The 22,350-nt window shown below is 68.9% G+C and carries 24 protein-coding genes, 1 tRNA gene and 2 pseudogenes; 12 read left to right on the top strand and 15 right to left on the bottom strand.

Annotation, left to right across the window (positions count from 1 at the left end):
- Nucleotides 1-47: 47 nt before the first annotated feature.
- The gene (locus tag ACQP00_RS00495; protein WP_433212692.1) at nt 48-275 is read right to left on the bottom strand and encodes a DUF6458 family protein; all 228 of its coding nucleotides are present in this window, start codon (nt 273-275) and stop codon (nt 48-50) included.
- A 133-nt stretch (nt 276-408) separates the two neighbouring features.
- Here ACQP00_RS00495 and ACQP00_RS00490 point away from each other — a divergent pair, with 133 nt between their 5' ends.
- Nucleotides 409-885, top strand: coding sequence for a SixA phosphatase family protein (locus tag ACQP00_RS00490; RefSeq protein ID WP_433212689.1), 477 nt, complete (start codon nt 409-411; stop codon nt 883-885).
- A 47-nt stretch (nt 886-932) separates the two neighbouring features.
- On the opposite strand, the gene ACQP00_RS00485 is transcribed toward ACQP00_RS00490, so the two are convergent.
- Nucleotides 933-2,786 carry an acyl-CoA dehydrogenase gene (locus tag ACQP00_RS00485; protein WP_433212686.1) on the bottom strand — a complete coding sequence of 618 codons (1,854 nt, stop codon included), beginning with the start codon at nt 2,784-2,786 and terminating at the stop codon, nt 933-935.
- A gap of 248 nt (nt 2,787-3,034) precedes the next feature.
- Between ACQP00_RS00485 and ACQP00_RS00480 the strand changes: the two genes are divergently transcribed.
- The gene (locus tag ACQP00_RS00480; RefSeq protein WP_433212683.1) at nt 3,035-3,160 is read left to right on the top strand and encodes a hypothetical protein; all 126 of its coding nucleotides are present in this window, start codon (nt 3,035-3,037) and stop codon (nt 3,158-3,160) included.
- Between the two features lie 128 nt (nt 3,161-3,288).
- Nucleotides 3,289-3,984 (top strand): hypothetical protein, encoded by a 696-nt coding sequence (locus ACQP00_RS00475; RefSeq protein ID WP_433212680.1) that lies wholly within the window; start codon nt 3,289-3,291, stop codon nt 3,982-3,984.
- Between the two features lie 29 nt (nt 3,985-4,013).
- Here the strand turns inward: ACQP00_RS00475 and ACQP00_RS00470 are convergent, their stop codons facing one another.
- The 5 genes and pseudogenes from ACQP00_RS00470 to ACQP00_RS00450 all read right to left on the bottom strand — a co-directional run bounded on the left by ACQP00_RS00470 (nt 4,014) and on the right by ACQP00_RS00450 (nt 8,452).
- Nucleotides 4,014-4,730 (bottom strand): DUF899 family protein, encoded by a 717-nt coding sequence (locus tag ACQP00_RS00470; protein ID WP_433212677.1) that lies wholly within the window; start codon nt 4,728-4,730, stop codon nt 4,014-4,016.
- Nucleotides 4,731-4,732: 2 nt separating this feature from the next.
- Nucleotides 4,733-5,530, bottom strand: a pseudogene (locus ACQP00_RS00465) (PP2C family protein-serine/threonine phosphatase); the annotation flags it as partial.
- Nucleotides 5,531-5,658: 128 nt separating this feature from the next.
- Nucleotides 5,659-5,857, bottom strand: a pseudogene (locus ACQP00_RS00460) (serine/threonine-protein phosphatase); the annotation flags it as partial.
- Between the two features lie 47 nt (nt 5,858-5,904).
- Nucleotides 5,905-6,534 (bottom strand): septal ring lytic transglycosylase RlpA family protein, encoded by a 630-nt coding sequence (locus ACQP00_RS00455; RefSeq protein ID WP_433212674.1) that lies wholly within the window; start codon nt 6,532-6,534, stop codon nt 5,905-5,907.
- Between the two features lie 148 nt (nt 6,535-6,682).
- Nucleotides 6,683-8,452 carry a proline--tRNA ligase gene (locus tag ACQP00_RS00450; protein ID WP_433212671.1) on the bottom strand — a complete coding sequence of 590 codons (1,770 nt, stop codon included), beginning with the start codon at nt 8,450-8,452 and terminating at the stop codon, nt 6,683-6,685.
- 139 nt (nt 8,453-8,591) lie between these two features.
- Here ACQP00_RS00450 and ACQP00_RS00445 point away from each other — a divergent pair, with 139 nt between their 5' ends.
- Both ACQP00_RS00445 and ACQP00_RS00440 read left to right on the top strand, forming a co-directional pair.
- Complete coding sequence (locus tag ACQP00_RS00445) at nt 8,592-9,365, top strand: endo alpha-1,4 polygalactosaminidase (RefSeq protein ID WP_433212668.1); 774 nt, start codon at nt 8,592-8,594, stop codon at nt 9,363-9,365.
- Between the two features lie 54 nt (nt 9,366-9,419).
- Complete coding sequence (locus ACQP00_RS00440; RefSeq protein WP_433212665.1) at nt 9,420-11,342, top strand: hypothetical protein; 1,923 nt, start codon at nt 9,420-9,422, stop codon at nt 11,340-11,342.
- On the opposite strand, the gene ACQP00_RS00435 is transcribed toward ACQP00_RS00440, so the two are convergent.
- From ACQP00_RS00435 to ACQP00_RS00425, 3 genes are read right to left on the bottom strand one after another with little or no spacing between them, the layout of a single operon-like run.
- Entirely contained in the window at nt 11,326-12,123 is a 798-nt protein-coding gene (locus ACQP00_RS00435) for an alpha/beta fold hydrolase (protein ID WP_433212662.1), read from the bottom strand. The two genes, ACQP00_RS00440 and ACQP00_RS00435, sit on opposite strands and share 17 nt — an antisense overlap.
- Nucleotides 12,124-12,138: 15 nt before the next feature.
- Nucleotides 12,139-12,477, bottom strand: a complete 339-nt coding sequence (locus ACQP00_RS00430; RefSeq protein ID WP_433212659.1) for a VOC family protein — start codon at nt 12,475-12,477, stop codon at nt 12,139-12,141.
- The gene (locus tag ACQP00_RS00425; RefSeq protein WP_433212656.1) at nt 12,372-12,839 is read right to left on the bottom strand and encodes a MerR family transcriptional regulator; all 468 of its coding nucleotides are present in this window, start codon (nt 12,837-12,839) and stop codon (nt 12,372-12,374) included. The genes ACQP00_RS00430 and ACQP00_RS00425 overlap by 106 nt, the downstream gene beginning before the upstream one ends.
- Nucleotides 12,840-12,953: 114 nt before the next feature.
- On the opposite strand from ACQP00_RS00425, the gene ACQP00_RS00420 reads away from it, so the two are divergent.
- A complete protein-coding gene (locus ACQP00_RS00420) occupies nt 12,954-13,646 on the top strand; it encodes a hypothetical protein (protein ID WP_433212653.1) in 693 nt (230 codons plus the stop codon).
- A complete protein-coding gene (locus ACQP00_RS00415; RefSeq protein WP_433212650.1) occupies nt 13,643-13,960 on the top strand; it encodes a transcriptional regulator in 318 nt (105 codons plus the stop codon). The genes ACQP00_RS00420 and ACQP00_RS00415 overlap by 4 nt, the downstream gene beginning before the upstream one ends.
- On the opposite strand, the gene ACQP00_RS00410 is transcribed toward ACQP00_RS00415, so the two are convergent.
- A complete protein-coding gene (locus tag ACQP00_RS00410; protein ID WP_433212647.1) occupies nt 13,957-14,346 on the bottom strand; it encodes a hypothetical protein in 390 nt (129 codons plus the stop codon). The genes ACQP00_RS00415 and ACQP00_RS00410 overlap by 4 nt on opposite strands.
- A gap of 85 nt (nt 14,347-14,431) precedes the next feature.
- On the opposite strand from ACQP00_RS00410, the gene ACQP00_RS00405 reads away from it, so the two are divergent.
- Both ACQP00_RS00405 and ACQP00_RS00400 read left to right on the top strand, forming a co-directional pair.
- Nucleotides 14,432-14,899, top strand: a complete 468-nt coding sequence (locus ACQP00_RS00405; protein WP_433212644.1) for a MarR family winged helix-turn-helix transcriptional regulator — start codon at nt 14,432-14,434, stop codon at nt 14,897-14,899.
- Nucleotides 14,900-14,915: 16 nt separating this feature from the next.
- Complete coding sequence (locus ACQP00_RS00400) at nt 14,916-16,934, top strand: PKD domain-containing protein (protein WP_433212641.1); 2,019 nt, start codon at nt 14,916-14,918, stop codon at nt 16,932-16,934.
- A gap of 60 nt (nt 16,935-16,994) precedes the next feature.
- On the opposite strand, the gene ACQP00_RS00395 is transcribed toward ACQP00_RS00400, so the two are convergent.
- Complete coding sequence (locus ACQP00_RS00395; protein WP_433212638.1) at nt 16,995-19,265, bottom strand: RICIN domain-containing protein; 2,271 nt, start codon at nt 19,263-19,265, stop codon at nt 16,995-16,997.
- Nucleotides 19,266-19,444: 179 nt separating this feature from the next.
- On the opposite strand from ACQP00_RS00395, the gene ACQP00_RS00390 reads away from it, so the two are divergent.
- The 3 genes from ACQP00_RS00390 (at nt 19,445) to ACQP00_RS00380 (ending at nt 21,087) form a co-directional block, all read left to right on the top strand.
- Nucleotides 19,445-19,627: a hypothetical protein gene (locus tag ACQP00_RS00390; protein ID WP_433224380.1), complete on the top strand. Its 183-nt coding sequence runs from the start codon at nt 19,445-19,447 to the stop codon at nt 19,625-19,627.
- A 786-nt stretch (nt 19,628-20,413) separates the two neighbouring features.
- Nucleotides 20,414-20,668 (top strand): type II toxin-antitoxin system VapB family antitoxin, encoded by a 255-nt coding sequence (locus ACQP00_RS00385; protein ID WP_433212635.1) that lies wholly within the window; start codon nt 20,414-20,416, stop codon nt 20,666-20,668.
- The gene (locus tag ACQP00_RS00380; protein WP_433212633.1) at nt 20,668-21,087 is read left to right on the top strand and encodes a PIN domain nuclease; all 420 of its coding nucleotides are present in this window, start codon (nt 20,668-20,670) and stop codon (nt 21,085-21,087) included. Before ACQP00_RS00385 ends, ACQP00_RS00380 begins: the two co-directional genes overlap by 1 nt.
- Before the next feature lie 210 nt (nt 21,088-21,297).
- Here ACQP00_RS00380 and ACQP00_RS00375 read toward each other — a convergent pair whose 3' ends face one another.
- The 3 genes from ACQP00_RS00375 to ACQP00_RS00365 form a co-directional block, all read right to left on the bottom strand.
- Nucleotides 21,298-21,498 (bottom strand): hypothetical protein, encoded by a 201-nt coding sequence (locus ACQP00_RS00375; protein ID WP_433212630.1) that lies wholly within the window; start codon nt 21,496-21,498, stop codon nt 21,298-21,300.
- Nucleotides 21,499-21,711: 213 nt separating this feature from the next.
- A tRNA-Gly gene (locus ACQP00_RS00370) sits at nt 21,712-21,785 on the bottom strand.
- Nucleotides 21,786-21,794: 9 nt separating this feature from the next.
- Nucleotides 21,795-22,301 (bottom strand): pyridoxamine 5'-phosphate oxidase family protein, encoded by a 507-nt coding sequence (locus ACQP00_RS00365; protein WP_433212627.1) that lies wholly within the window; start codon nt 22,299-22,301, stop codon nt 21,795-21,797.
- Between the last annotated feature and the right edge of the window lie 49 nt (nt 22,302-22,350).

Below are 22,350 nucleotides of genomic sequence, written 5' to 3'. Positions count from 1 at the left end.
TGGTGGCCCGGCGGGACTGCTCCCGCCGGGCCTTTTTGCAGCGTCTTCTAGTAGCGGCGCGTACGCCGCTCGATGACCTCGTCGGCCGAGGGCGGAATCACGGTGCCGGCGGCCGGCGGGGGCGGCGGCGGGGCCGCCGAGACCACCGTACGGCGGCGCGAGTTCCAGAAGTACAGGGTCAAGGCCAGGCCGACGAGCCCGGCGAGCTGGAGGATCCAGCCGATCGTGTCGAGGTTGAACGGCCCGACGTCCGTGTCGTCCAGCCCGAACGTCATGATCGCACCGACGACGATCAAAAGGATACTTCCGCCGATACCCATCGAAGGCCTCCCGCGGCGACTGTTGGGTAACTGTCTGTGCTCCGGGTTACCCACGCACGACGTTCTTCAATCGGGCAGGCTTGAGCCCATGACCGTGCGCACGCTCATCCTTCTCCGGCACGCCAAGGCGGCCGACCCGGACGACTACGCCACCGACATCGAGCGGCCGCTCACCGCGCGCGGGCACCGCGATGCCGCCGCCGCGGGGGCCTGGCTCAAAGAACAGAACCTTCAACCGGATGCCGTACTGTGCTCGACCGCCGTCCGCACCCGCGAAACGCTCGCCGACACCGGGGTCGAGGCGCCGGCGCTGTTCGAGCACCGCATCTACACCGGGCCGGCCTTCGACACGCTGGACCTGATCCGCCAGGTCGGCGCGGACGTGGAGACCCTGCTGCTGGTCGGGCACAACCCGACGATCTCCGACCTGTCCCACGAGCTGGCGCCGAACGCGCTCGCCGACCGGGGTATGGCCACTTCCGGGATCGCGGTGCACCGGTTCGAGGGCACCTGGGCGAGCCTCGCCGACGCACAGCTTTCCTCGGAGCACACGGCGCGCGGTTAGACACGGAAAAGCGGGGAGGGCGCCATTGCCCTCCCCGCTTCGCTTTTCTAGAAGCTGTCCTCGGACAGCTGCATCGCGTCCAGCGTGGTCGACTCGATGACCCGGCGGTCGGCGCCGACCCGCGGGAGCACCTCGTGCGCGAAGAACTTCGCGGCCGCCACCTTGCCCTCGTAGAACGCCTTGTCGGCGGGCGAGACGTCGCCGGCCAGCGCCTTGAGGGCCACCTCGGCCTGCCGCTGCAGCAGCCAGCCGACCACGATGTCGCCGAGGTCGAGCAGGAAGCGCCGGCTGTTGAGGCCGACCTTGTACAGCGCCTGCGGATCGCCGCCCTGCGCCTCACCGAGCCAGCCGGTGAAGATGCCGAGGATCTGCTGTACCTCCGCGAGGCCCTTGCCCAGCGCGGCCCGCTCGACCTTGAGCTGCCCGTTGCCGCCCTCGGACTCCAGGAACTGCTGGATCTCGGCGGCCACCGTGAGCAGCGCCTTGCCCTGGTCCCGCACGATCTTGCGGAACACGAGGTCAAGACTCTGAATCGCGGTCGTACCCTCGTACAGCGTGTCGATCTTCGAGTCGCGCACGTACTGCTCGAGCGGGTAGTCCTGCAGGAAGCCCGAGCCACCGAAGGTCTGCAGCGACTCGTGGCCCAGCAGCTCGTACGCGCGCTCCGACCCGACGCCCTTGACCAGCGGCAGCAGCAGGTCGTTGACCCGCTTGGCGATCTTGGCCGCCTTCTCGTCGCCGGACGCCTCGGCCAGCGCCACCTTGTCCTGCCAGGTCGCCGTGTAGCAGACCAGGGCGCGCAGCCCCTCGGCGTACGACTTCTGCATGAGCAGCGACCGCCGCACGTCCGGGTGGTTGATGATCGTGACCCGCGGCGCCGCCTTGTCCGTGGACACCAGATCGGCACCCTGCACACGACTCTTGGCGTACTCGAGCGCGTTGAGGTACCCCGTCGACAGCGTCGCGATGGCCTTGGTGCCGACCATCATCCGGGCGTACTCGATGATCAGGAACATCTGCCGGATGCCCTCGTGCACGTCGCCGAGCAGCCAGCCCTTGGCCGGCACACCGTGCCCGCCGAACGTCACCTCGCACGTCGTGGAGACCTTGAGCCCCATCTTGTGCTCGACGTTCGTGACGAAGACCCCGTTGCGGTCCTTGAGCTCACCGGTCTCGCCGTCGAAGTGGAACTTCGGCACCACGAAGAGCGACAGCCCCTTGGTCCCCGGCCCACCGGCCCCAGGCGTGTCGACCGGCCGCGCCAGCACGTAGTGCACGATGTTCTCGGCCATGTCGTGCTCGGCGCTGGTGATGAAGCGCTTGACGCCCTCGATGTGCCAGGACCCGTCAGCCTGCGGCACCGCCTTGGTGCGGCCCGCGCCGACGTCCGAGCCCGCATCCGGCTCGGTCAGCACCATCGTGGAGCCCCACTGCTTCTCGACGAAGAGCTTGGCCCACCGCTTCTGCTCCTCGGTACCCTCGATCCGCAGCGTGTTGGCGAACGACGGCCCCGAGGCGTACATCCAGATCGGCGCGTTGGACCCCAGCACCAGCTCGGCCAGCGACCACCACAGCGCCCGCGGCGCCGCCGTGCCATCGAGCTCACTCGGCAGATCCAGCCGCCAGAACTCGGCCGCCATGAACGAGCTGTAGGACTGCTTGAACTTCTCGGGCATCGTCACCGAGAACGTCGCCGGGTCGTAGACGGGCGGATTGCGGTCCCCGTCGACGTAGCTGGCGGCCAGGTCCTCGCGGGCCAGCCGGTCGACCTCGCCGAGAATGTCCCTGGCGGTGTCCACGTCGATGTCACCGTAGGGGCCCTGCCCCATGACCTTGTCCACCCCGAACACTTCGAACAGGTTGAACTCGAGGTCCCGCAGGTTGCTCTTGTAATGGGTCATCGCGGAGTGGCCCCCGTCTCTGTGATCGCGGCGCTGGTGCCGAAAAGCATGGCCGACTGGGGTTACCAGCCGGTAACAGCCATCTTATTACTCGCTAGTAACGAGGAACAGTGGCCCCTGCGAGTGAACATGACCACAGAAAAGATGAGTGAGTACCCCTGAGGAGCAGTTGAGTAGCGGACACGCCGTCACCCCCGGGTGATGCGGTCGTTGACCGGTTACTCCCAGTCATAAGGAGGGCCGCCGCGATGATCGTCCGTCTCATGGGCACGCTCTTCGCCCCGAAGTACCCCCGCTTCTACACGGGCCGCCACCGAGCCCCAATGCGCCGCCTCATCCCCCGCCAACGCGGCATGGAGGTCGAGGCGCTGTAAGTCCGCCGTTCGTCGTCTGAGCCCGGTGCCCCGCACCGGGCCCACCCCACCGTGGGACGGCGACCAACAGCAACGACACAACTTCAGCGCCACGAACAACCGCCGACGGTACGATCAGCCTGCGCTCGATGGTCAACGGCACGAGCCCGGGCTTTCCGACCTCTGAAGGCAGATGCGTGACGCAGAATCACCTCCCCGACGAGTGGGAAGTCGATCTCGCCGCCTGGCGCGACAGCGTGAACCGGATGACCGCCAGTGAATCCCGGGCCCGGGATTGGCGCCGCGCGCGCTACACCTTTGCCTTCAGCCTCAGCGACGCCCTGGTGGGAGCCGTGGAAGGGCACCGTATCGCCGGCCCCGTCCTGTATGGCGTCTGGCTCAACTGGGGTCTGCTGTACATCGGCCAGACCGCCGAAGGTGAGCGCCGGCTACGTGATCTGCCGATCGGGGAGAGCCACCATCTTGCAACAACCTTTCCTCCCGAGACTTGGGAGCGGGTTGTTGTCATCGAGTGGTCGCGGCTGCCGGCCGCCGAAGGGCTGGCAGACGAGATACGTGGCGTCGTCGGGTTGGCCCTGGAGCACAGGTTGCAAGTCGCGTTCAATCCGCTTGTCAATTCCGAAAGGCGGACGTCTCGCGGCGGCTGGCGCCGGGTCAATTGGGATGTGAAGCGATCGCAGGGCGCCCGAGCTGCCGCAGAAGTGTCGGAGCTGTATGCGCAGGTCGAGGCGGTATGGAACGCCGCGGCGGCGCATCAAGGCGACCCGATCACCCAAAGCGAGGCGCATCGGATCGTCTTCCCAGCCAGGTTGCCCCGGCTCTGAGCCGATGCAGGTCGCGCCGAAGCGGACCGCTAGCGCAGCGCGTCCGATCGCCCAGCCGCGAGGCGGGACCACTGGGCGATCGGGCGCCCGTCGAGCCGGTGGAAGGCGCCGTCGACGGGCCATGGCTGTGGCCACCCGTCCGGCGAGTCCTCGTGCGTCTCCTGGCGCCCGAACACGGTCAGGTCCATCAGCGAGTAGCTGTTGTCCATGATCTCGACGCCGCGCCGGGTGGTCCAGTACGTCTCGAAGACCCGGTCGCCCTCGCGCAGGTAGCAGACCAGGTGCATCATGCCGACCTCGCGGCCGACGAGCAGGCGGTCCAGGGAGGGCAGCGCCGAGTACCAGGGCATGGTCCAGCCCATGAAGTCCCGGTAGCGCCGGCTCTCCGGGTAGGGCCCCTGCGCGAACACGGCGTACGTGATGTTCCGTGTGTGCAGGTAGGCCAACTCCGCCACGTGCGTGTTGCACCACGTGCAGCCCTCGCACTGGTCGGCCGCGGGCTCGCCCGGGCGCCACATGAAGTAGTACGCGATGAGCTGGCGGCGGCCCTCGAAGACGTCCAGCAGCGGCACCGGGCCGTCCGGGCCGGTCACCGTGAGAGCCGGGTCGACCTCGACCATCGGTAGGCGGCGGCGCTGGGCGGCGAGCGCGTCGCCCTCGCGGGTGTGGGCCTTCTCCCGCGCTCGCAGGCGGGCAACCTCGGCATCGAACGTGGCCCGGTCGACGGCGGGCGGCAACGAAGTCATGCTCAGGACGATGCCACGCCCGCGCCGCCGATTTCCCAGCTTGGGACCTGGGCCTGCGGTTTCACGCCCTGGTACTCCACCAGGACCAGCGCGATGTCGTCGTCCAACCGGCCCCGCACCCAGTCCAGCAAGGCGCTCTCCAGCGATTTCAGACCATCCGCGACAGTACCGTGACCCAGCAGCCGCTGCGCCCGCTCTGCCGTCGGGAAGAACTGGCCGTCGCGGCGCGCCTCGGCCAGGCCGTCGGTGAAGAACAGCAGCCGGTCGCCGGGCTCCAAGCGCTCCACCCGGGGCTTCACCACCGGCATGAAGCCGAGTGGCGGGGCGTTCGCCGGCGGCTCCAGAGGAATGACCCGCCCGCGGCGGAGCAGCAAGGGTGCCGGGTGGCCGCAGTTCACGATCGTCAGGGTGCCGCCGCGCTCCTCGATGAGGGCGGCCGTCACGAAGTCCTCGTCGCCCAGGGAGCGGGCCACGGCGCGGTCCAGGTCGGCCACGATGGCGCGCAGGTCGGCTCGTTCGAAGGCGACGTGGCGGTACGAGCCCAGGACGATGCTGGCCAGGCGTACCGCGTCCAGGCCCTTGCCGCGGACGTCGCCGATGATCATGCGTACGCCGTACGGGGTGTCCAGGGCCTCGTACAGGTCGCCGCCGATGTCGGCCGCGGCGCTCGCCGAGATGTAGCGGGCCGCGACCGTCAGCGGGCCTACCTGCGGGCCCAGCGGGCGCAGCACGGCGCCCTGGGCCACCTGGGCGAGGTGGGACAGCTCGGCGTACCGCGCGATCTGCCGCTGCCGGATCGCTCCCACGGCCGACGCGATGCCGCTGGCGACCACGACGCCGCCCAGGTTGAGCATCAGGACGAGCATGCGGTCGCGGGTGTGCATCAGCTCGATCGAGCAGAAGACGAAGGCGAGCAGGGTCGAGGCGCTGCCGACCGCCAGGACCTCCGGCCACGAGGCGAACGCGGCCGCCAGGAAGGGGGCGGCGGCGAGCAGGCCCACGTAGTCGGCCCGGAACCCGTCGGCGACCTCGGCGGTCAGGACGAGTGCGAGCAGCACGAAGGCCGCGCCGACTCCGGCGCGGGCTTCGGGAAGCAACTGACGTTTCATAGGTCCGGCCAACAGCATGCCACCAACCGACCGCCGGGCCGTTCCATCAAACGGCCGGGTCTGTCTTACTTCAGTACCTCATACTTCGCGTCGATCACGCCGGCGCTCACCGAAGCGATCTTCACGAAGGCGCCCTTGGCGAGGTCGAGACAGCGTCCCGCCACGAAGGGACCCCGATCGTTGATCCGCACATCGACGGATTTGCCGTTGGCCAGGTTCGTGACCCGGACGATCGTGCCGAACTTCAGCGTCTTGTGAGCCGCGGTCAGCCCGTTGGGATCGAAGTTCTCGCCATTGGCGGTCTTCTGTCCATCAGCGTAGTACGAGACCTCGCAGGTGCCACTGCTCGCCACCTCGGCCGGGGCCTTGGTGGTCGGGCTCTTGGTCGGGGTCTTGGACTTGCTGGGCGTCTTGGACGGCGTCGGCGACGCAGAAGTGCTGGTCAGGCCCGATTCGACGCCCTGGGCAGGGTCGAGGCTGGGCTGCGCCGAGGGCGACGGGCGCTCACCGCGGTCGGCCCGGTCCTGCGGGCTGCGCGGGGTGTCGACCGCGGCGACGGACTTCGGGTCGTCGCTGCCCATGTTCATCGTCGCCACCGCGCCGCCGACGAGCGCGACGACGGCTGCGACCCCGGCGATCAATGGGATGAGGTGACGGCGACTGACAAGAGAATGTCGGCCGGACAACGTCTGCACCCTTCGTCGACAGCAAGGCCGTGACGCAACGTATCGGCCCCTCCTGGCGGCCAGTCAAACCGAAGAGTCTTTCATGTGGTGATTTGCCCGCATACTTCTGACCGTTCGGCCGACCCGCCAAGGAGCCGATCGGCCGAACCCTACAGCACTATGCACGAACCGCCGCAACAACGGCTTCGACGGCGGTTTCGGCGGGAAGTTCCGTTTTGTCGCCGGTCTTGCGATCACGCAGCTCCACGACGCCGTCGGCCAGCCGCTTGCCGACCACCACGATCGTCGGCACGCCGATGAGCTCGGAGTCGTTGAACTTCACGCCCGGCGAGACGTCCTTGCGGTCGTCGAGCAGCACGGTCAGCCCGGCCGCCTCGAGGTCGGCGGCGACCTTGGCCGCGCCGTCGCGGATCTCCTCGGTCTTGCCCGCCGCGACCACGTGCACGTCGGCCGGGGCCAGCTCGCGGGGCCAGCACAGGCCGCGCTCGTCGGCCGTCTGCTCGGCGACCACGGCGACCGCGCGGGTCACCCCGATGCCGTACGAGCCCATGGTCACGACCTGCGACTTGCCGTTCTGGTCGAGCACGGAGAGGCCGAGGGCCTGCGCGTACTTCCGGCCGAGCTGGAAGATGTGCCCGATCTCGATGCCGCGGGCCTGCTCCAGCCGGCCGCCGTCGACCGGGCAGACGTCGCCGTCGACGATCTTGACCGCCTCGATGGTGCCGTCGGGGGTGAAGTCCCGGCCGGCGACGAGGTGCATGACGTGCTTGCCGGGCTCGTCGGCGCCCGTGATCCAGGCGGTGCCGTCGACCACGCGGGGGTCGACGAGGTACCGGATGCCCGACGAGTTCTTCTCGCCCAGCACACCTGGCCCGATGTACCCCTTGACCAGCGCCGGATGCTGCGCGAACTCGGCCTCGGTCATCGGCGCGACCTCGGCCGGCGACACGACGGCCTCGACGCGGCGCAGGTCGACCTCGCGGTTGCCGGGCACGCCGACCGCCAGCGGCTCGCGCTTGCCGCTGGGCAGGGTCAGCATGAGCATGACGTTCTTGAGCGTGTCGGCCGCGGTCCAGGCCCGGTCGTCGCGCTTGAGGTCGTCGCGCGCGTTGAACAGGTCGACCAGCGTCTCGATCGTGGGCGTCTCGGGCGTGTCGGCCACCTGGGCCGCGGGCTGGCCCTCGATGGACAGGGCGGCGGGCGGGGGCGTCACGACCGCCTCGACGTTGGCCGCGTAGTCGCCGTTCACGCAGCGCACGAACGTGTCCTCGCCGATCTCGCAGTTGGCGAGGAACTCCTCCGACGCGCTGCCGCCCATCGCGCCGCTCATCGCGGAGCAGATGACGTAGTCCAGGCCGAGCCGGTCGAAGATCTTGATGTAGGCCTCGCGGTGCCGCCCGTACGCGGCGCGCAGGCCGTCGTCGTCGACGTCGAACGAGTAGGAGTCCTTCATGACGAACTCACGGCCGCGCAGGATGCCGGCGCGGGGACGGGCCTCGTCGCGGAACTTCGACTGGATTTGGTACAGCGTGAGCGGCAGATCCTTGTACGAGGAGTACAGGTCCTTCACGGTGAGCGTGAACATCTCCTCGTGCGTGGGGCCGAGCAGGTAGTCGCCCTGCCGCCGGTCCTTGATCCGGAAGATGTTGGGGCCGTACTCGGTCCAGCGCCCGGTCGCCTCGTAGGGCTCGCGCGGCAGCAGAGCGGGGAACACCAGCTCCTGGCCGCCCATCGCGTCCATCTCCTCGCGGATCACGCGCTCGATGTTGCGCAGCACCCGCAGGCCCATCGGCAGCATGGTGAAGATGCCCGGCGCGACGCGTCGCACGTATCCGGCGCGGACCAGGAGCTTGTGGCTGGTCACCTCGGCGTCGGCGGGATCCTCGCGCAGCGTCCGCAGGAACAGCGAGGACATCTTCAGGACCATCTGAGTCCACCTTCTTGTGGCCGTTTCCGTCACATTTGACGATACCGAACGTGTCTTCCAGGTTTTTCCTCGCTGTCGCGCACTGGAGTCGCACCCGGCTTTCACCCGCCCCCGCGGCCCGCGCGCCGATCTCCGGGCCATGCGCCGACTCCTCGCCACCCTGATGGCCGCCACCGCCGCCGTCCTGGCCGCCGCCTCCCCCGCGGCCGCCGCCACGCCTTCGCACTGGCGGCCCACCGTCGGGCTCACCTGGCAGATGCAGTTCTCCGGCAAGCTCGACACGAGCATCCAGGCCCAGGTGTACGACATCGACGGCGCCGATTCCACGCGAGCCCAGGTGGCGGCGTTGCACAAGGCGGGCCGGAAGGTCGTCTGCTACGTGGATGCCGGCTCGTACGAGAACTGGCGCACCGACGCCGCGAAGTTCCCGGCCGCGGTGCGCGGTAAGGCACTGGACGGCTGGCCCGGCGAGCAGTGGCTGGACGTGCGGAACTGGGCCGCCCTGCGCCCGATCCTCGCCGCGCGCTTCGCCGACTGCGCGGCCAAGGGCTTCGACGCGGTCGACCCGGACAACATGGACGGCTACAGCAACGACTCCGGCTTCCCGCTCACCGCGGCCGACCAGCTCACGTTCAACCGCCGGGTGGCCGACCTCGCGCACTCCCTCGGCCTGGCCGTCGGGCTCAAGAACGACCTGGACCAGGTCAAGGCGCTCCAGCCGGCGTTCGACTTCGCGGTCAACGAGTCGTGCCGGCAGTACGCCGAGTGCGGGCAGCTCACCCCGTTCATCACGGCCGGCAAGCCGGTCTTCCACGTCGAGTACAGCGCCGCCCAGTGCCCGACCCCGGCTACGCTGCGTTTCAGCAATATCCGCAAGCGGGTGAACCTGGACGCCTACCGCGCCGCCTGCTAGCGCTCTGAGCTGGGAATTCTTGACCTGTCATACCCCTCGCCTACACTGCACCGGGTGAGATTCCGGGTGCCGGCCAAGGCCGTCGACACGTTGGTGATGCTGGGTTATGTCCTCGGCGCCATGTACGTGCTGGGCCGCCTCTGGGTGGACCCGAACGGGCGCTACCTGACGCTGAACTTCCAGGACAGCTTCACGTTCGAGTGGTTCCTGACCCACGCGACCGAGCTGTTCTCGCACGGCGAGACGCCGTTCTTCTCCGACGACGTGAACGCGCCGCTGGGCGTCAACCTGATGGCGAACACGTCGGTGCTGACCCTCGCGCTGCCGCTGACCCCGGTGACGCTGTGGCTCGGCGCCGGCGTGACGTTCGCGCTGATCTCCACCCTGGCCCTGGCCGGCACCGCCATCGCCTGGTACTGGGTGCTCACCCGGCACTTCGGCCGCTCGCGCCCCGCCGCCGCGGTCGGCGCCGCGTTCCTGGGCTTCGCGCCGGCCATGATGTCGCAGATCGCCGGCCACCCGAACATCGCCGGGCAATACTTCATCCCGCTGATCATCGCGGCCGTCTTCCGGATGCGGCACCCGGGCCACGTGTGGCGGCAGGGCAGCTGGCTCGCCGTGCTCGTCGTCCTGCAGGCTGGCATCAACGAGGAGATGCTGTTCTTCACGGCGATGGCGCTGTTCGTGTTCATCCTGTCCTACGTGCCGTGGAAGCAGCTGCCCGGCTTCGCCAAGGTGCTGCTGCCCAAGTGCGGCGTGACGCTGCTGGTCGCCGGGGCGGTGCTGGCCTACCCGCTGTACTTCCAGTTCTTCGGCCCGCAGCACTACAGCGGCCTCGACGACGGGGTGCGGGGGATCAACCTGGACGCGACCTCGTACGTCACGTTCGGCCGCTACTCGATCGCCGGTGACGTCGACACCGCGGCCACGCTGAACAAGGGCAACGCCAGCGAGGAGAACAGCTTCTTCGGCTGGCCGCTCGCCCTGTTCCTGGTGGCCGGGGCGATCGCGCTGTGGCGCAACCGGCTCTCCCGCGCGCTGTTCATCACCGCCTTCGTCTTCGCGGTCTTCTCGCTGGGCGACGTGATCCGCTTCAACGGCGTGGACCGCACCAACTTCCACGGCCCCTGGAAGTGGATCAGCAAGCTGCCGCTCTTCGACTCGGTGGTGCCGACCCGGCTGGGCCTGATCGTCACGGTCTGCGTGGGCGTCGGCATCGCGCTGCTGGTCGACAAGCTGGTGGTCGAGAAACTGCGCCCGGCCGAGGTCCCGGCTCCCGCGACCGAGGTGCCCGCGCGGGAACCTGAGCCCGCGCTGGTCGGTTCGGGCGCCTCCGGGGACGCCGCGCTCGGGGACGAACCCGAGTCGTCCGAGCCGCCGCTGCCGCCCGCCAACACCGGCAACGACACACCGCGCCGCAGCCCGCGGGCCGCCCTGATCTGGGGGGTCGCGCTGCTGGCCGCGCTCATCCCGCTGTTCCCGACCCCGCAGCCCGCCAACGGCCGCCCGAAGCTGCCCGCGCTGTTCACGAACGGCAACTGGCGCACCGAGCTGCCCCCGAACCCGGTGGTGGCCCCGCTGCCCGGCGGCTGGACCGACAACATCAAGATGATGCGCTGGTCGACCGAGACGAACTTCGAGGTCAAGCTGACCGGCGGGTACTTCCTCGGCCCGAACGACACCAACCCGGACGACAAGTTCGCGCACTTCGGCCCCGGCTACCGCGACACGGTCATCTACCTGAACACGGTCGCCGCGATGAAGACGTCCCCGGCCGTGACCGAGACGCAGCGCGCCGCCATCCGGGCCGACATCAAGCACTGGAAGGCCACCACGCTGGTCATGCCGGTCGGCTACGCGAACGAGAAGGTCCTGCGCGAGACGATCGACAAGCTCGTCGCGCCGGACGCCGCCCCCTACCGGATCGTCGGCGGGGTCTACCTGTGGGACGTCCGCTCGATCAGCGGCACCGGCTGAGCACCAGCTCCGCGGCTCGGCGGGGATGCATCTCCGGGATCCAGTGGCGCACGCCGCGCAGGATTTCGAAGGTGTACTCCCCGTCGACCCACTGTCCGCACCGGCGCGCCAGCCGCTCCGTGACGAACTCGTCCCCGTCGCCCCACGCGAAGAGCGTCGGCACCGGCACCCGAGGTGTGGGCGTGCGGGGTTTGGCGAGGATCGCGCGGTACCAGTGCAGGGCTTGGCGGTTTTTCGCGAAGGCGTAACGGTGCGCGTGCTCCGGCCCGAGCCCGCTGCGCAGGAGCCGGCGCTCGAGGAACCGGGGCGTCAGGATCAGCTCGGGCAGCACCGGTAGCTGGAAGAACCCGATGTAGGCCGACCGGCGCAGCTGCCGCACGCCGGCGTTGGCCCAGGCTGCGGGGTGCGGCACCGAGAACGCGGTGAGCGTCCGGACGCGCTGCGGGTGCCGGCCGGCGACGTGGAACGCGAGCGCCGACCCCCAGTCGTGCCCGGCCAGATCGAACCGGTCCACCCCGGCCTGGTCCGCGAGCGCGAGCACATCGGTGGCGAGGACTTCCAGGGTGTACCGGCGACGCTGTTTCGGCCTTGCCCGCTCGGCATATCCGCGCAGCTCCGGGACGAGCACCCGGCGCCCGGCCGCGACGAGCTCGCGGGCGACGGCGGACCAGGCCGCGCGGTCCTGCGGAAAGCCGTGCAGCAGGATGATCGCGGGCGCCGCCGGGTCCCCGAGATCGTCGACCTCGAACTCGAGCCCGTCGTTGCGGAACCGCTCGATCATCCCGCCATTAGAGCATCAGTCCAGCGCGGTCATGAACGACCAGAAGCCGCCCTCGGGGTCGTGGACGCTGTATTCGCGCACGCCGTACGGCATGTCCTCGGGCGGGTAGACGATCGCCGCCCCGGCCGCGGCGACCCGGGCGTGGTGCGCGTCGACGTCGTCCACCATCACCGACACGCCGGCGGTGGCGACCCCAACGGTCCGCGGCGAGGCGAGGCCGAACCGCTCCGACACGCGGTGCAGCCAGATCACCCCGTCGCCGGCTTCCACTTCGGCATGCAAGACGGTTCCGTCGGTACCCCGCTCGAGGCGACCGGCACCGAGGCCGAACACCTGCACGAGGTACCGGTGCATGCTTTTCTGAGCATTGCCTGCGCGTCGAGCGGCCCGTCGACGCCGAGCGTGTCGACCATTCCCTGCAGCCCCGACCGCAGCCGATGCGCCGCGGCGACCTGCCGGTCCACCTCGTCGAGGTGCCGGTGGACGGCCGCGCCCAGGCTCCAGGCGGGGTCGTCCAGCGCGCGGGCGATCTGCTCCAAGGGGACGCCGAGGCGGCGCAGGAGGCAGATGCGGTACAAGCGCTGGATGTCTTCGCCGTTGTAGAGGCGGTGCCCGCCGGAGCTGCGCTGCCCGGGGCTGAGCAGGCCGATCTCGTCGTAGTAGTGCAGCGTGCGGACGGTGAGGCCGGTCGCTCTGGCCAGTTCCCCGACGCGCATCGCTTGCTCGCTTCCTGCCACGTCTCCCGACGCTAGGGCCTGACGTGCCGTGAGGTTCAAGGTTGCCGCCACGACGCTCTTGCGCCAACCGGTTTGGAATGCAAACCTATTGGCATGGCTTCAGATGCGGTGCCGGCCGGCGGAGACCCCCGCCGGGTCCTGGCCGACGTACGCGAAATGGCCCGCCGGGTCCGCCTGGCCCAGCGGGTGACCTGGCTGCCGCTGCTGCTCCTGGGCCTGGTCACCCTCGGCGCGATCCTCGTCTACCGATTCACCGACCCGGTCCTGAGCGAATGCCGGCAGCTCTCCGACGGCCAGATCTGCAAGGTCTGGTACCGGTCGGCCCAGATCTACTGGCTGTCCGCCCTGGTCCTGGCCTACCTGGCGATCGCCGCCGGCTACGTGCTCGTGGCGCGCCGGCGCGGCCTGGGCGCCCGGATCCGCCCGTACGTCCTGACCGGCCTCGGCCTGCTGGTCGTGGCCGCGGCCGCGGCCACGACCTGGGGCGCGCTCGACCACCCCTACTACCCCGACGCCCCGCCGCAGTTCGTGCAGTTCCTGTTCCGCGTGCTCGACCCGGGGGGCATGATCGGCCTGGCCCTGCTGGTGCTGGCCTGGCTGGAACGGCGGATCTCGCTGCTGGCCTTCACGCTGGTGTACCTGCTGGTCGTACTCGTCCCGATCAACTTCGGCTGGGGCGAGGGCTGGGGCTCGAACTGGCAGTTCGCGCCTCAACTCGCCATCAACGGCGGCCTGCTCCTCCTGGGCGCCCTGGGCTTCGCCATCGCGGGGCGGCGAGCGCGGTGACCGAATCCCCGCACCCGGTCACAGGCCTGGACGACGTGGTCCACCAGCGGGTCCGCCTGGGCATCCTGACCATCGCCCACGAGGCGGGGCGGGTGGAGTTCGGCTTCCTGCGGACCCAGCTGGAACTGACCGCGGGCAACCTCTCCCAGCACTTGACCGTCCTGGAGTCGGCGGGCCTGGTCGAGGTCGAGAAGGGCTACGAGGGCAAGCGGGGCCGGACCTGGATCACGCTGACCCAGGCCGGCACCACGGCCCTGGCCGAAGAGGTCGGCCGCTTGAAGGCCCTGATCGCCCGCATCGAACCCACGCCCTAAAGCCGATCGATGGCGGCTTCCAGCGCTCCGGCGTCGAAGCTGCCCATCGGCATGGTCGTGGTGAGGCGGTAGGTCTCCCGGCCGGTCGCGTCGAACAGCAGCGTGCCGCTGTGCTGCATGACCAGGGTCCGGTTCAGGCCCGCGGCCCGGTGCGCGGCCACCCCGTCCGAGGACACGACGGCGAGGCCGCCCGCGATCCGGCGCACCTTGGCGGCCTCGGCCGGGCCGCCGGGCACCACCACGGCGCCGGCCACGCCGCGGGCGGTCAGGCCCAGGTTGTCCAGGCTCTTCACGTGGCGCAGGCAGACCGGGCAGTTCGCGGCCCGGATGAAGTACAGGACCAGACCCTTGCCGTCGCCCCGCAGCCCGTCGATGTCGATGCTCATGACCCGCTCCCTTGTTAGGTAAATCGGTTACCATCATTAGATACGTAACCTGGTTACCCAGTCAAGGATTGAGTAGGGTTTTGGCATGACCGCTGAGCCGGACCTGGACCTGGGCGTGCTGCTGGCCGCCGCGTGCGAGCGCATCGTGCGCGAGATCCTGGGCGCGGCCGCGGCGGCCGGGTATCCGCACCTCACGCCGTCGCAGTCGCTCGCCGTCCTGTTCATCGGCGACGGCCTGGACACCGTCACCCAGCTCGCCGAGCGGCTGGGCATGACGACCCAGGCGATTAGCAAGATCTGCGCCACGCTCGCCGTGGAGGGCCTGCTCGAACGCCAGCCGAACGAGGTCGACGCGCGCAGCCGCCGGCTGACCCTCACCCCGTCGGGCGCCGAGGCGGTCGCGGGCATGCGCGAGGCCGGGGCCGCCGCGGAGCGCTCCTGGATCGACCTCGTGGGCGCCGAGACCCTCACCGTGGTCAAGCACGCGCTGGCCGCGTTCGCCTTCGCGCCGCGTACCGGATCCGCGAGCCCGGTTCGGATTCGCTTTTCCTGAGCCGCATAATGCGCGCGTGCGCAATCGATTCGTGGCCGGTCTCACGACGACGTTCGTGACGGCCGGTCTCGTCTTGCTGTCGGGCGTTCACCCCGCCGCCGCGGCAGCCCCCGTCGAACTCCTCTACGCCACCGCCGTCAATATGCCGATGACGTTCATCGTCGATCCGGCGCTCGGCAAATACGTCAGCAGCACCGAGGCCGGAAGCGGGGCCGGCGAGGTGGCCATCGCCTCCGACGCCGGAATCGCCGTCATCGCGGACACGACCAACAATGCCGTTGTCGTGGCCGGGCTCAGCCGCGGCGCCGTGCAGCGCCGGATTCCCGTCGGCCGATCCCCGCGCGGGGTCGCGATCGCACCCGACCGCCGGCACGCCTACGTCGTCAACTACGGCGACAACTCGGTCTCCGTCATCGACCTCGGCACCTTCGCCGTCACCGCGACCGTCACGGTCGGCCGCGGTCCCGAAGACCTTGCCATAACCCCTGACAACCGTCGCTTGTACGTCACGACGGTCGACGGCATCAGCGTGCTCGACGCCACCACCAACACCGTCACCGGCACCATTCCCGCCGGACGGAACCCGGGCGGCGTGGCGGTCACTCCGGACGGCAAGCACGCATTCGTCGTCAACCGCGCGGCGAGCACGGTGTCGGTTCTCGACACCGCGACGGAAACGGTCACGGCCACCGTGAACGTCGGCACCTCGCCGCAGTTCGTGGACGTCACCCCGGACGGCGCGCGGGCCTATGTCACCAACGCCAACGACCACACCGTCTCGGTGCTCGACACCGCCACCAACGCCGTTGTCGCGACCATTCCGCTCGGCTTCAGCCCGGTCGCGGTCGCCGTCGCGCCGGACGGCAGGCGCGTCTATGTTTCCGGATCCGACGGTACCGTGGCGACAATCGACACCGCCGCAAGTGCGGTGACGTCCTCGTTCATCGCGTGGGGCGGCGGCTTCGGCATCGGGCTGGCGGTCGGCACGGTGAACCCGGTCGCGCCCGTCGCGAGCCTCACCCTGAACCCGGTCGTCGACCTCGGCGCCTTCAACAGCGACACCTCGGGCTCGCTGCCGGGCACCGGGGGCATCGCGAAGTCCACCTGGGACTTCGGCGACGGCGTCGTCGAGACGGTCTCGGGCTGGAACAACGGCCACATCTACCGGCACGGCGGCCACTACACCGTGACGCTCACCATCACCGACCACTACGGCGCGTCCAGCACCGTCACCCGGCAGATCTCGGCCTACCCCAAGCTCAGGCCGATCTCGCTGCTGGGGAGCAATCTCCGGTACGTCACCGCGGACGCCGGCGGCAGCCAGCCGCTGGTCGCCAACCGCACCGCCGCCGGCGGCACCTGGGAGCGCTTCGACCTGGTCGACGTGGGCGGCGACGTGGGGCTGCGCTCACTCGCCAACGGCAAGTACGTCACGGTCGACACGGCCACGGGCCGCCTGACCGCGAACGGCGCGGACGCCGACGCGTTCGAGATCGTGCCCATCGACCACGGCGCCTTCGGGTTGCGTTCCCGGCGCACCGGCAAGTACCTCAGCGGCAACAACGGCGCCGCCCCGCTGACCGCCGACCGCACCGAGATCGGCGCGTGGGAACGCTTCTACCAGCTGGCCGGCGAGCTCAGCGCGAACAGCCGCATCCGCGCCATGGTCAACAACCGGTACGTCAGCGCCGACAACGGCGGTGCCAAGCCGCTCATCGCCAACCGCGACGCGATCGGCTCCTGGGAACAGTTCGACCTCATCGACGCGGGCGACGGCTGGGTGGCGCTGTTCTCGCACGCCAACTACCAGTTCGTCACCGCGGAGGCGGGCGGCAACCAGCCGCTCATCGCCAACCGCCCGACCGTCGGCGACTGGGAGCGATTCAAGGTCGACCACAAGATTTCCATCACCGGCGACCTGCTGCTGGCCGGCGCGAACGGCAAGTACGTCACCGCCGATGCGGGCGGCAACTCCCCGCTCATCGCCAACCGCACGACGTTGGGCGCGTGGGAGCAGTTCTTCGTGTCCTCGTGATGTGTTCCGGCGGGGTCCGCGGTGACGCGGACCCCGCCGTCTTTCGTTCAGTGGTTTCGCTTACCGGTTGAACTTCTCCCACGCGCCGATCGACGTCCGGTTCGCGATCAGCGGGGAGTTGCCGCCGTTGTCGGCCGTGACGTACCGGCCGTTGGCATTCGCCTGCAGGCTGATGCTGCCGTCGGCGTTGGTGATCACCTTGAACTTCTCCCACGCGCCGATGGTGGCCCGGTTGGCGATGAGCGGGGAGTTGCCGCCCGCCTCCGCGGTCACGAAGAGCCCGTTGGCCCGCGAGTAGAGCGCGACCCAGCCGCCGCCCGCGTCGACCAGGTCGAACTGCTCCCACGAGCCGACCGCGGTCCGGTTGGCGATGAGCGCCTGCTGCCCACCGTTGTCGGCGGTGACGTACCGGCCGTTGATCTGGGCCTTCAGGGAGACGGTGGCGTTGACCGCATCGACCGGGCTGAACTCCTCCCACGGCCCGATCGTGGCGCGGTCGGCGGTCATCTGGCTGCCGCCGTTGCTGCTCAAGTACTTCCCGTTGACTTCCGAGCGGAGACTGACCGTACCGTCGGCGTTGTTCGTGATCGTGAATCGCGTATCGGCACCGTTCGTCGACGGCTCCCAGGCGCCCACGACGTTCGACCCGGCGGGCACGTCCGGACCGACGAGCACCCGGAAGTACTGGCCGTTGACGCGGGAACGCAGCGCGTACGTCTCGGTGGCCACCTCCACGAGATCGAACAGCTCCGACACGCCGATCGCGGGCTGGTACGCACGCATCTGCATGTTGGCACCCTCGGTGGCGCTGACGTACCGGTTGCTGTCGTGCGCCAGCAACGCGAACGTCCGCTTCGCCGGCCACAGCGAGATGAACTGCTGTTGCGTGGCGCTGAAGCCGTTGACATCGACGGCGGTGACCGAGATCGAGTACGTCCCCGGCGTCGCGTAGTGGTGGGTGGCAACCGCCGAGGCCTGCGACACCAGCCCGGTCGAGTCCCCGAAGTCGAAGCGGTACGTGGCAATGGGCACGTAGCCGGGAATGGTGTGCGACGCGTCGACCGTGACCGAGTTGCCGACCTGATCCGCCGTGACGGTCACCCGCGGCGAGGGCCCCGGGATCATCTCGGAGTCCCCACGGTCGGCATAGGTGACCGGCCCGGCGCCGGTGTTGGCCTGCGCCGGATTGTCCTCGCGCGGCTTGCCGGACGAGTCGGTGCTCTGATACCCGGGCGCGGCCGAGTTCGCCGAGTCCTCGATGTGCGCCTGATCGACGCTGTCGACGTCATGCGCGGCCTGCCCGGACGCGGCCCGGAACCCGGCGAGTCCGAGCGGCCCGTTCCACCAGTACTGCCCGGAGACGGCGTTGTAGTCGACCACCGTGCTCCCCGCCGCACCGTCGTACAGCCCGATCGCGAGCACCCGTGCCCCGCCCGGCACACAGGCTTCGCCACTCACGACGTTGTTCTGCACCGACACGCCACTGGACGCCCCCGCCACACGGATGCCCCCGAGGCAGTTGAAGTCGAGCGAGTTGTTGGTGATCGCGGTACCGGCGGCCCCGTCGTTGAGAATCCCGACGCCGTTACTGATCAACACGGTGCTGTTGGCAACGGTGTTCCCCGCCGCCCCGGCCCGCAGCGCAATGCCGGCCACGGCGCCGCCGCTGACCCGGCTGTTGACGACCGTGTTGCCGGACCCGGCGACGTCGATCCCCACACTGCCGGCCGCGGTGCCAAGACTGACCTTCAGCCCCTTGAGCAGGGTCCGGGACGTGCTCGCGTCCAGGGCGACTCCGGCCGCCACCGAGTAGCCCCCGACCTGGACTCCGTTGAGCACCGAGTCGGTCACGCCGGAAAGCTTGATCGCCGGTACCGTCGCCTGGCTCGCCATGGAAGCGCTGCCGCCGAGCACCGAGACTCGAGCACTGTTGCTGATCGAGAACGCGGGCGCGCTCGCCACGTTCTGCACGTCGATGCCGACGATCGCCACGTCATGCTGCCCGTCGACGGTGAACCCGGCGCTCGCTCCGGACACCCGGGCGTTTCCGGACGCCTGCAGTACGACGCCGGATTTGTTGACGTTGACGCGCTCGTTGAACACGCCGGTGATCTGCGCGGTCTGACCGTTGCTCAGGGCCGCGACGGCAGCCGTGATCGTGCAGAAGGGCCGGCTCTGACTACCGTCACCGGCGTCCGAGCAGGCGGTACTGAGAGTGTTGTTGACGTACAACGGGGTGGTTGCGGCATAGGCGGAGCCGGCCCCCGCGACCAGCACCACACCAGCGGCCACCACGACGGTCGTGAGGCCGGAAAGCACAGACTTACCCACGCTGCTCCTCTTGAAGGGCACTCGGCGGGATTTCATAAGCCACTGATAGTTCAGCGGCGCGCGCCGATTATGCGCGGCCCGTCCACACCGGACAACCCCGTTAAGCCCGCACGGCTCCAGCACTCAAACCGGCGCGGTGGCAGCGGTGGACGCGCGATCCAGAGGCAATGTCTCGCGGCATGCCCTCAGCGCTGGAGTTCAGCGTCCCGGAAGCAGAGGTCAACATCCTCACTTGGCCGCTGCAGGATCCCGTGCACCGCCACTGCATGCCCACCGGCCAAGGCGAATCCGTACTGGCCTCCGGCTCGCAGGCCGATCTCAGCGAGACGACGATGTATCGAAACCTGGTCACGCATCGCTAGGCCGCGGGTCTCCGCTCACTCGCCAATTGCGGGAATCGGCTCTCCCAAAGTTGCTGAACCTGAGGCGGCAGAACCAACTCCGACCATAGGCGAATCAGAGTCGGCCCGTCGAGCCAGGCGTGGAGTTGCTCTACACGAGTGGCCTCCCTGAGAACCGCCTCGTACATACTGGCCAGCCGCCGCGCGTTATCGAGGTCATAGACCGCCCGCCCAGACCAGTTCAGGCGCCGATCCAACTGGACCGTGCCGCTGGTCGGGCCGCACAATTCGGCCAGGTCGCCAGCCACGACGTAAGGCCGCTGATCGGCGTAACGCGATCCCAGCGGAGCTCGAGCACCATCCACGCTCACGAACAACCTCCGTGGTTGAGTGCACTCAACCCCAACGGTAAACCAGCCGGCCGTCCGACACCGCCGCGTGAAGGCGATGAGTTCGGAAGGGCCGCGTGCCGACCCGGCCGGGGGCGTTCAAGCGGTTTCGCGGCGGATCACAGCCGAGCCGATAACCCACGATCGTGGGGTCTGGGGCTCGAGCCCCAGGCAACTAGAGAGCGGGTGAAGGGAATCGAACCCTCACTGTCAGCTTGGGAACTGGACAGGTCAGGCCATGCAGGTCCGGTCAAGCGGCTCGTGTCCCAGCCCCGAATGGCCTGGAGCGTCCTCGACGCGCCCGCCGTAATGGCACGAAGCACGCTTAGACTCTCACCACGCTACTGACGCACTTGGTGCTCTGTATTTTATGATCTTGGTGTTTCGCGAGCTGAGTCCATGGTGCTAACATTTCTTCATGACGCGCATCACGGTAGACGTGAACGACGAGTGGCTGGACGCTGCCCGTGAGGAGCTTGGCACCGACACGAAGGTCGCGACCATCAACGCTGCTCTCCACGCGTTCGCGATGCGCCGCAAGGCCGTCGAGATCGTTGCCGCGTTCGACAGTGTGACGATCGACTTCAGCGATGCTCATCACGCCTGGGGCTACGGCGGCGGGCGTGACCTGTCACAGCTCGCCGAAGACGCCCGAGAGGTCGATGCGGCCTGATGGCCGGCCCGATCTATCTGGCCGACACGTCGGTGTACGTGTTGCAGGGACAGCATCTGCAGGTCCGGCGACGCTTCGAGACGCTGCTGACCGAAGGCCGGTTGGCCGCTTGCCAGATGACCTCGCTGGAGTACCTGAACAACGCACCCGATCCGAAAAGCTACGAGACGCTGTGGGCGGCACTGCACGGGCATCGCTGGATCGACGTGACCGAACAGGCTATGACCCGGGCGCTCGACACGCACCGGGCACTGGCCACTACCAGCCAGCATCGCCATTTCCGTCTACCCGATCTCATCATCGCGGCCACCGCCGAACTCAACGGGGCGACGGTGCTGCACTACGACGCCGACTACGAACGCATCGCGGCGATCACCGGCCAACCCGTTGAGTGGGTGGCACCCAAGGGCTCGCTCTGATGTGCAGCTTGCAGCAACGGGCCGACATGCCTGTCCTGCGCCAACACGGGGATGCGGAACGGAGGAGCGGCGTAATGCTGGGTCGCCATTGTCAGCACCGTCCTGCGGAGGCCCGACGTTGTGGCCCGTGCGATGGATCGTCGTTGTGACAGCATGAGCGTCACCCAAATGCCGGTCCGCCGAACTGTAACCGTCGAACACGCCCCCGTCTCACCGCTGCCGTTCCGTGTGCCGTGCCCGTCCTGGTGCACCATCGGGCACGAGGCCCACGAACGGCACCTCTGTGCGACCGGTGCGATCGGCGTCCGACGGGCACCTGGACAACTCAACTTGATCACCGTAATGGTCGAGCAGCGCGCCGGTGGAGCCGCCGTTGTCGACCTTCGCGGCCAGCTGCAGCCCGGCCAGCATCGGGCACTCCTCGACGCCGAGGCCCTTGATCAGGTCATCGCCGCGCTGGCCCAGGCGCGCCGGTGCATCACCGGGCCGTCGAGCCGAGGACGGCGTCGTTCGGACAGCTGACAGTCACCGCAATGGCCCGCTAATGGCACGCAGCGAGTTTCGAGTGTCTTGGACATAAAGAAGGCCCTGGTCGGACATCCGTCCTGACCAGGGCCTTTGCCATGGAGCGGGTGAAGGGAATCGAACCCTCACTGTCAGCTTGGGAAGCTGATGTTCTGCCATTGAACTACACCCGCGAGCGACGCCTACTGTACCGAATCCACAGCCTCAACGCACGAACCATTATGCCGAGCCCGCGGAACACCCCCCGCCCGGTCCCTCCACACCGTGCGGCCAGAAGCAGTCGAGTCCCCGCGAGAGACGTACATCGCCAGGTCGATCGACAGTTCGTAGAGCTTCCAATCGATCCCCGCCGCCGCGCGCGACAACACGGCCAAGCGCGCCACGAGGTCCGGATCCGACACGAGCACGGCCCGGCCGGACAGGTAAGCCTCGTCGTCCGAGGAGTCCGAGGGGAAGCTGTGCAGTGAGTATCGCCCGTCGCGGTCCAGGTCGTGGCGCTTCGGTGAGGGCAGCACGAAGCAGTACAAGCCCGAAGCCGTGATGACCGGGGAGACGGGGTGGATGCGCGGGCCGCCGTCCGGGCGGACGGTGGCCAGGTAGCCCAAGCCCGGGCCGTACTGGCAGACGAGCGTGCGGATGGCCGCCGCCAGTGAAGGGGCGGCGGCGGCGAAGTCTGCCCACGATGCCATAACCCAAATTTACTCGAACACCTGTACGATCATTGCCGTTTTCCCCGAA

Source organism: Dactylosporangium sp. CS-047395, assembly GCF_050942185.1.
Taxonomy (GTDB): Bacteria; Actinomycetota; Actinomycetes; order Mycobacteriales; family Micromonosporaceae; genus Dactylosporangium.
This window is presented reverse-complemented; position numbering and strand designations above follow the sequence as displayed.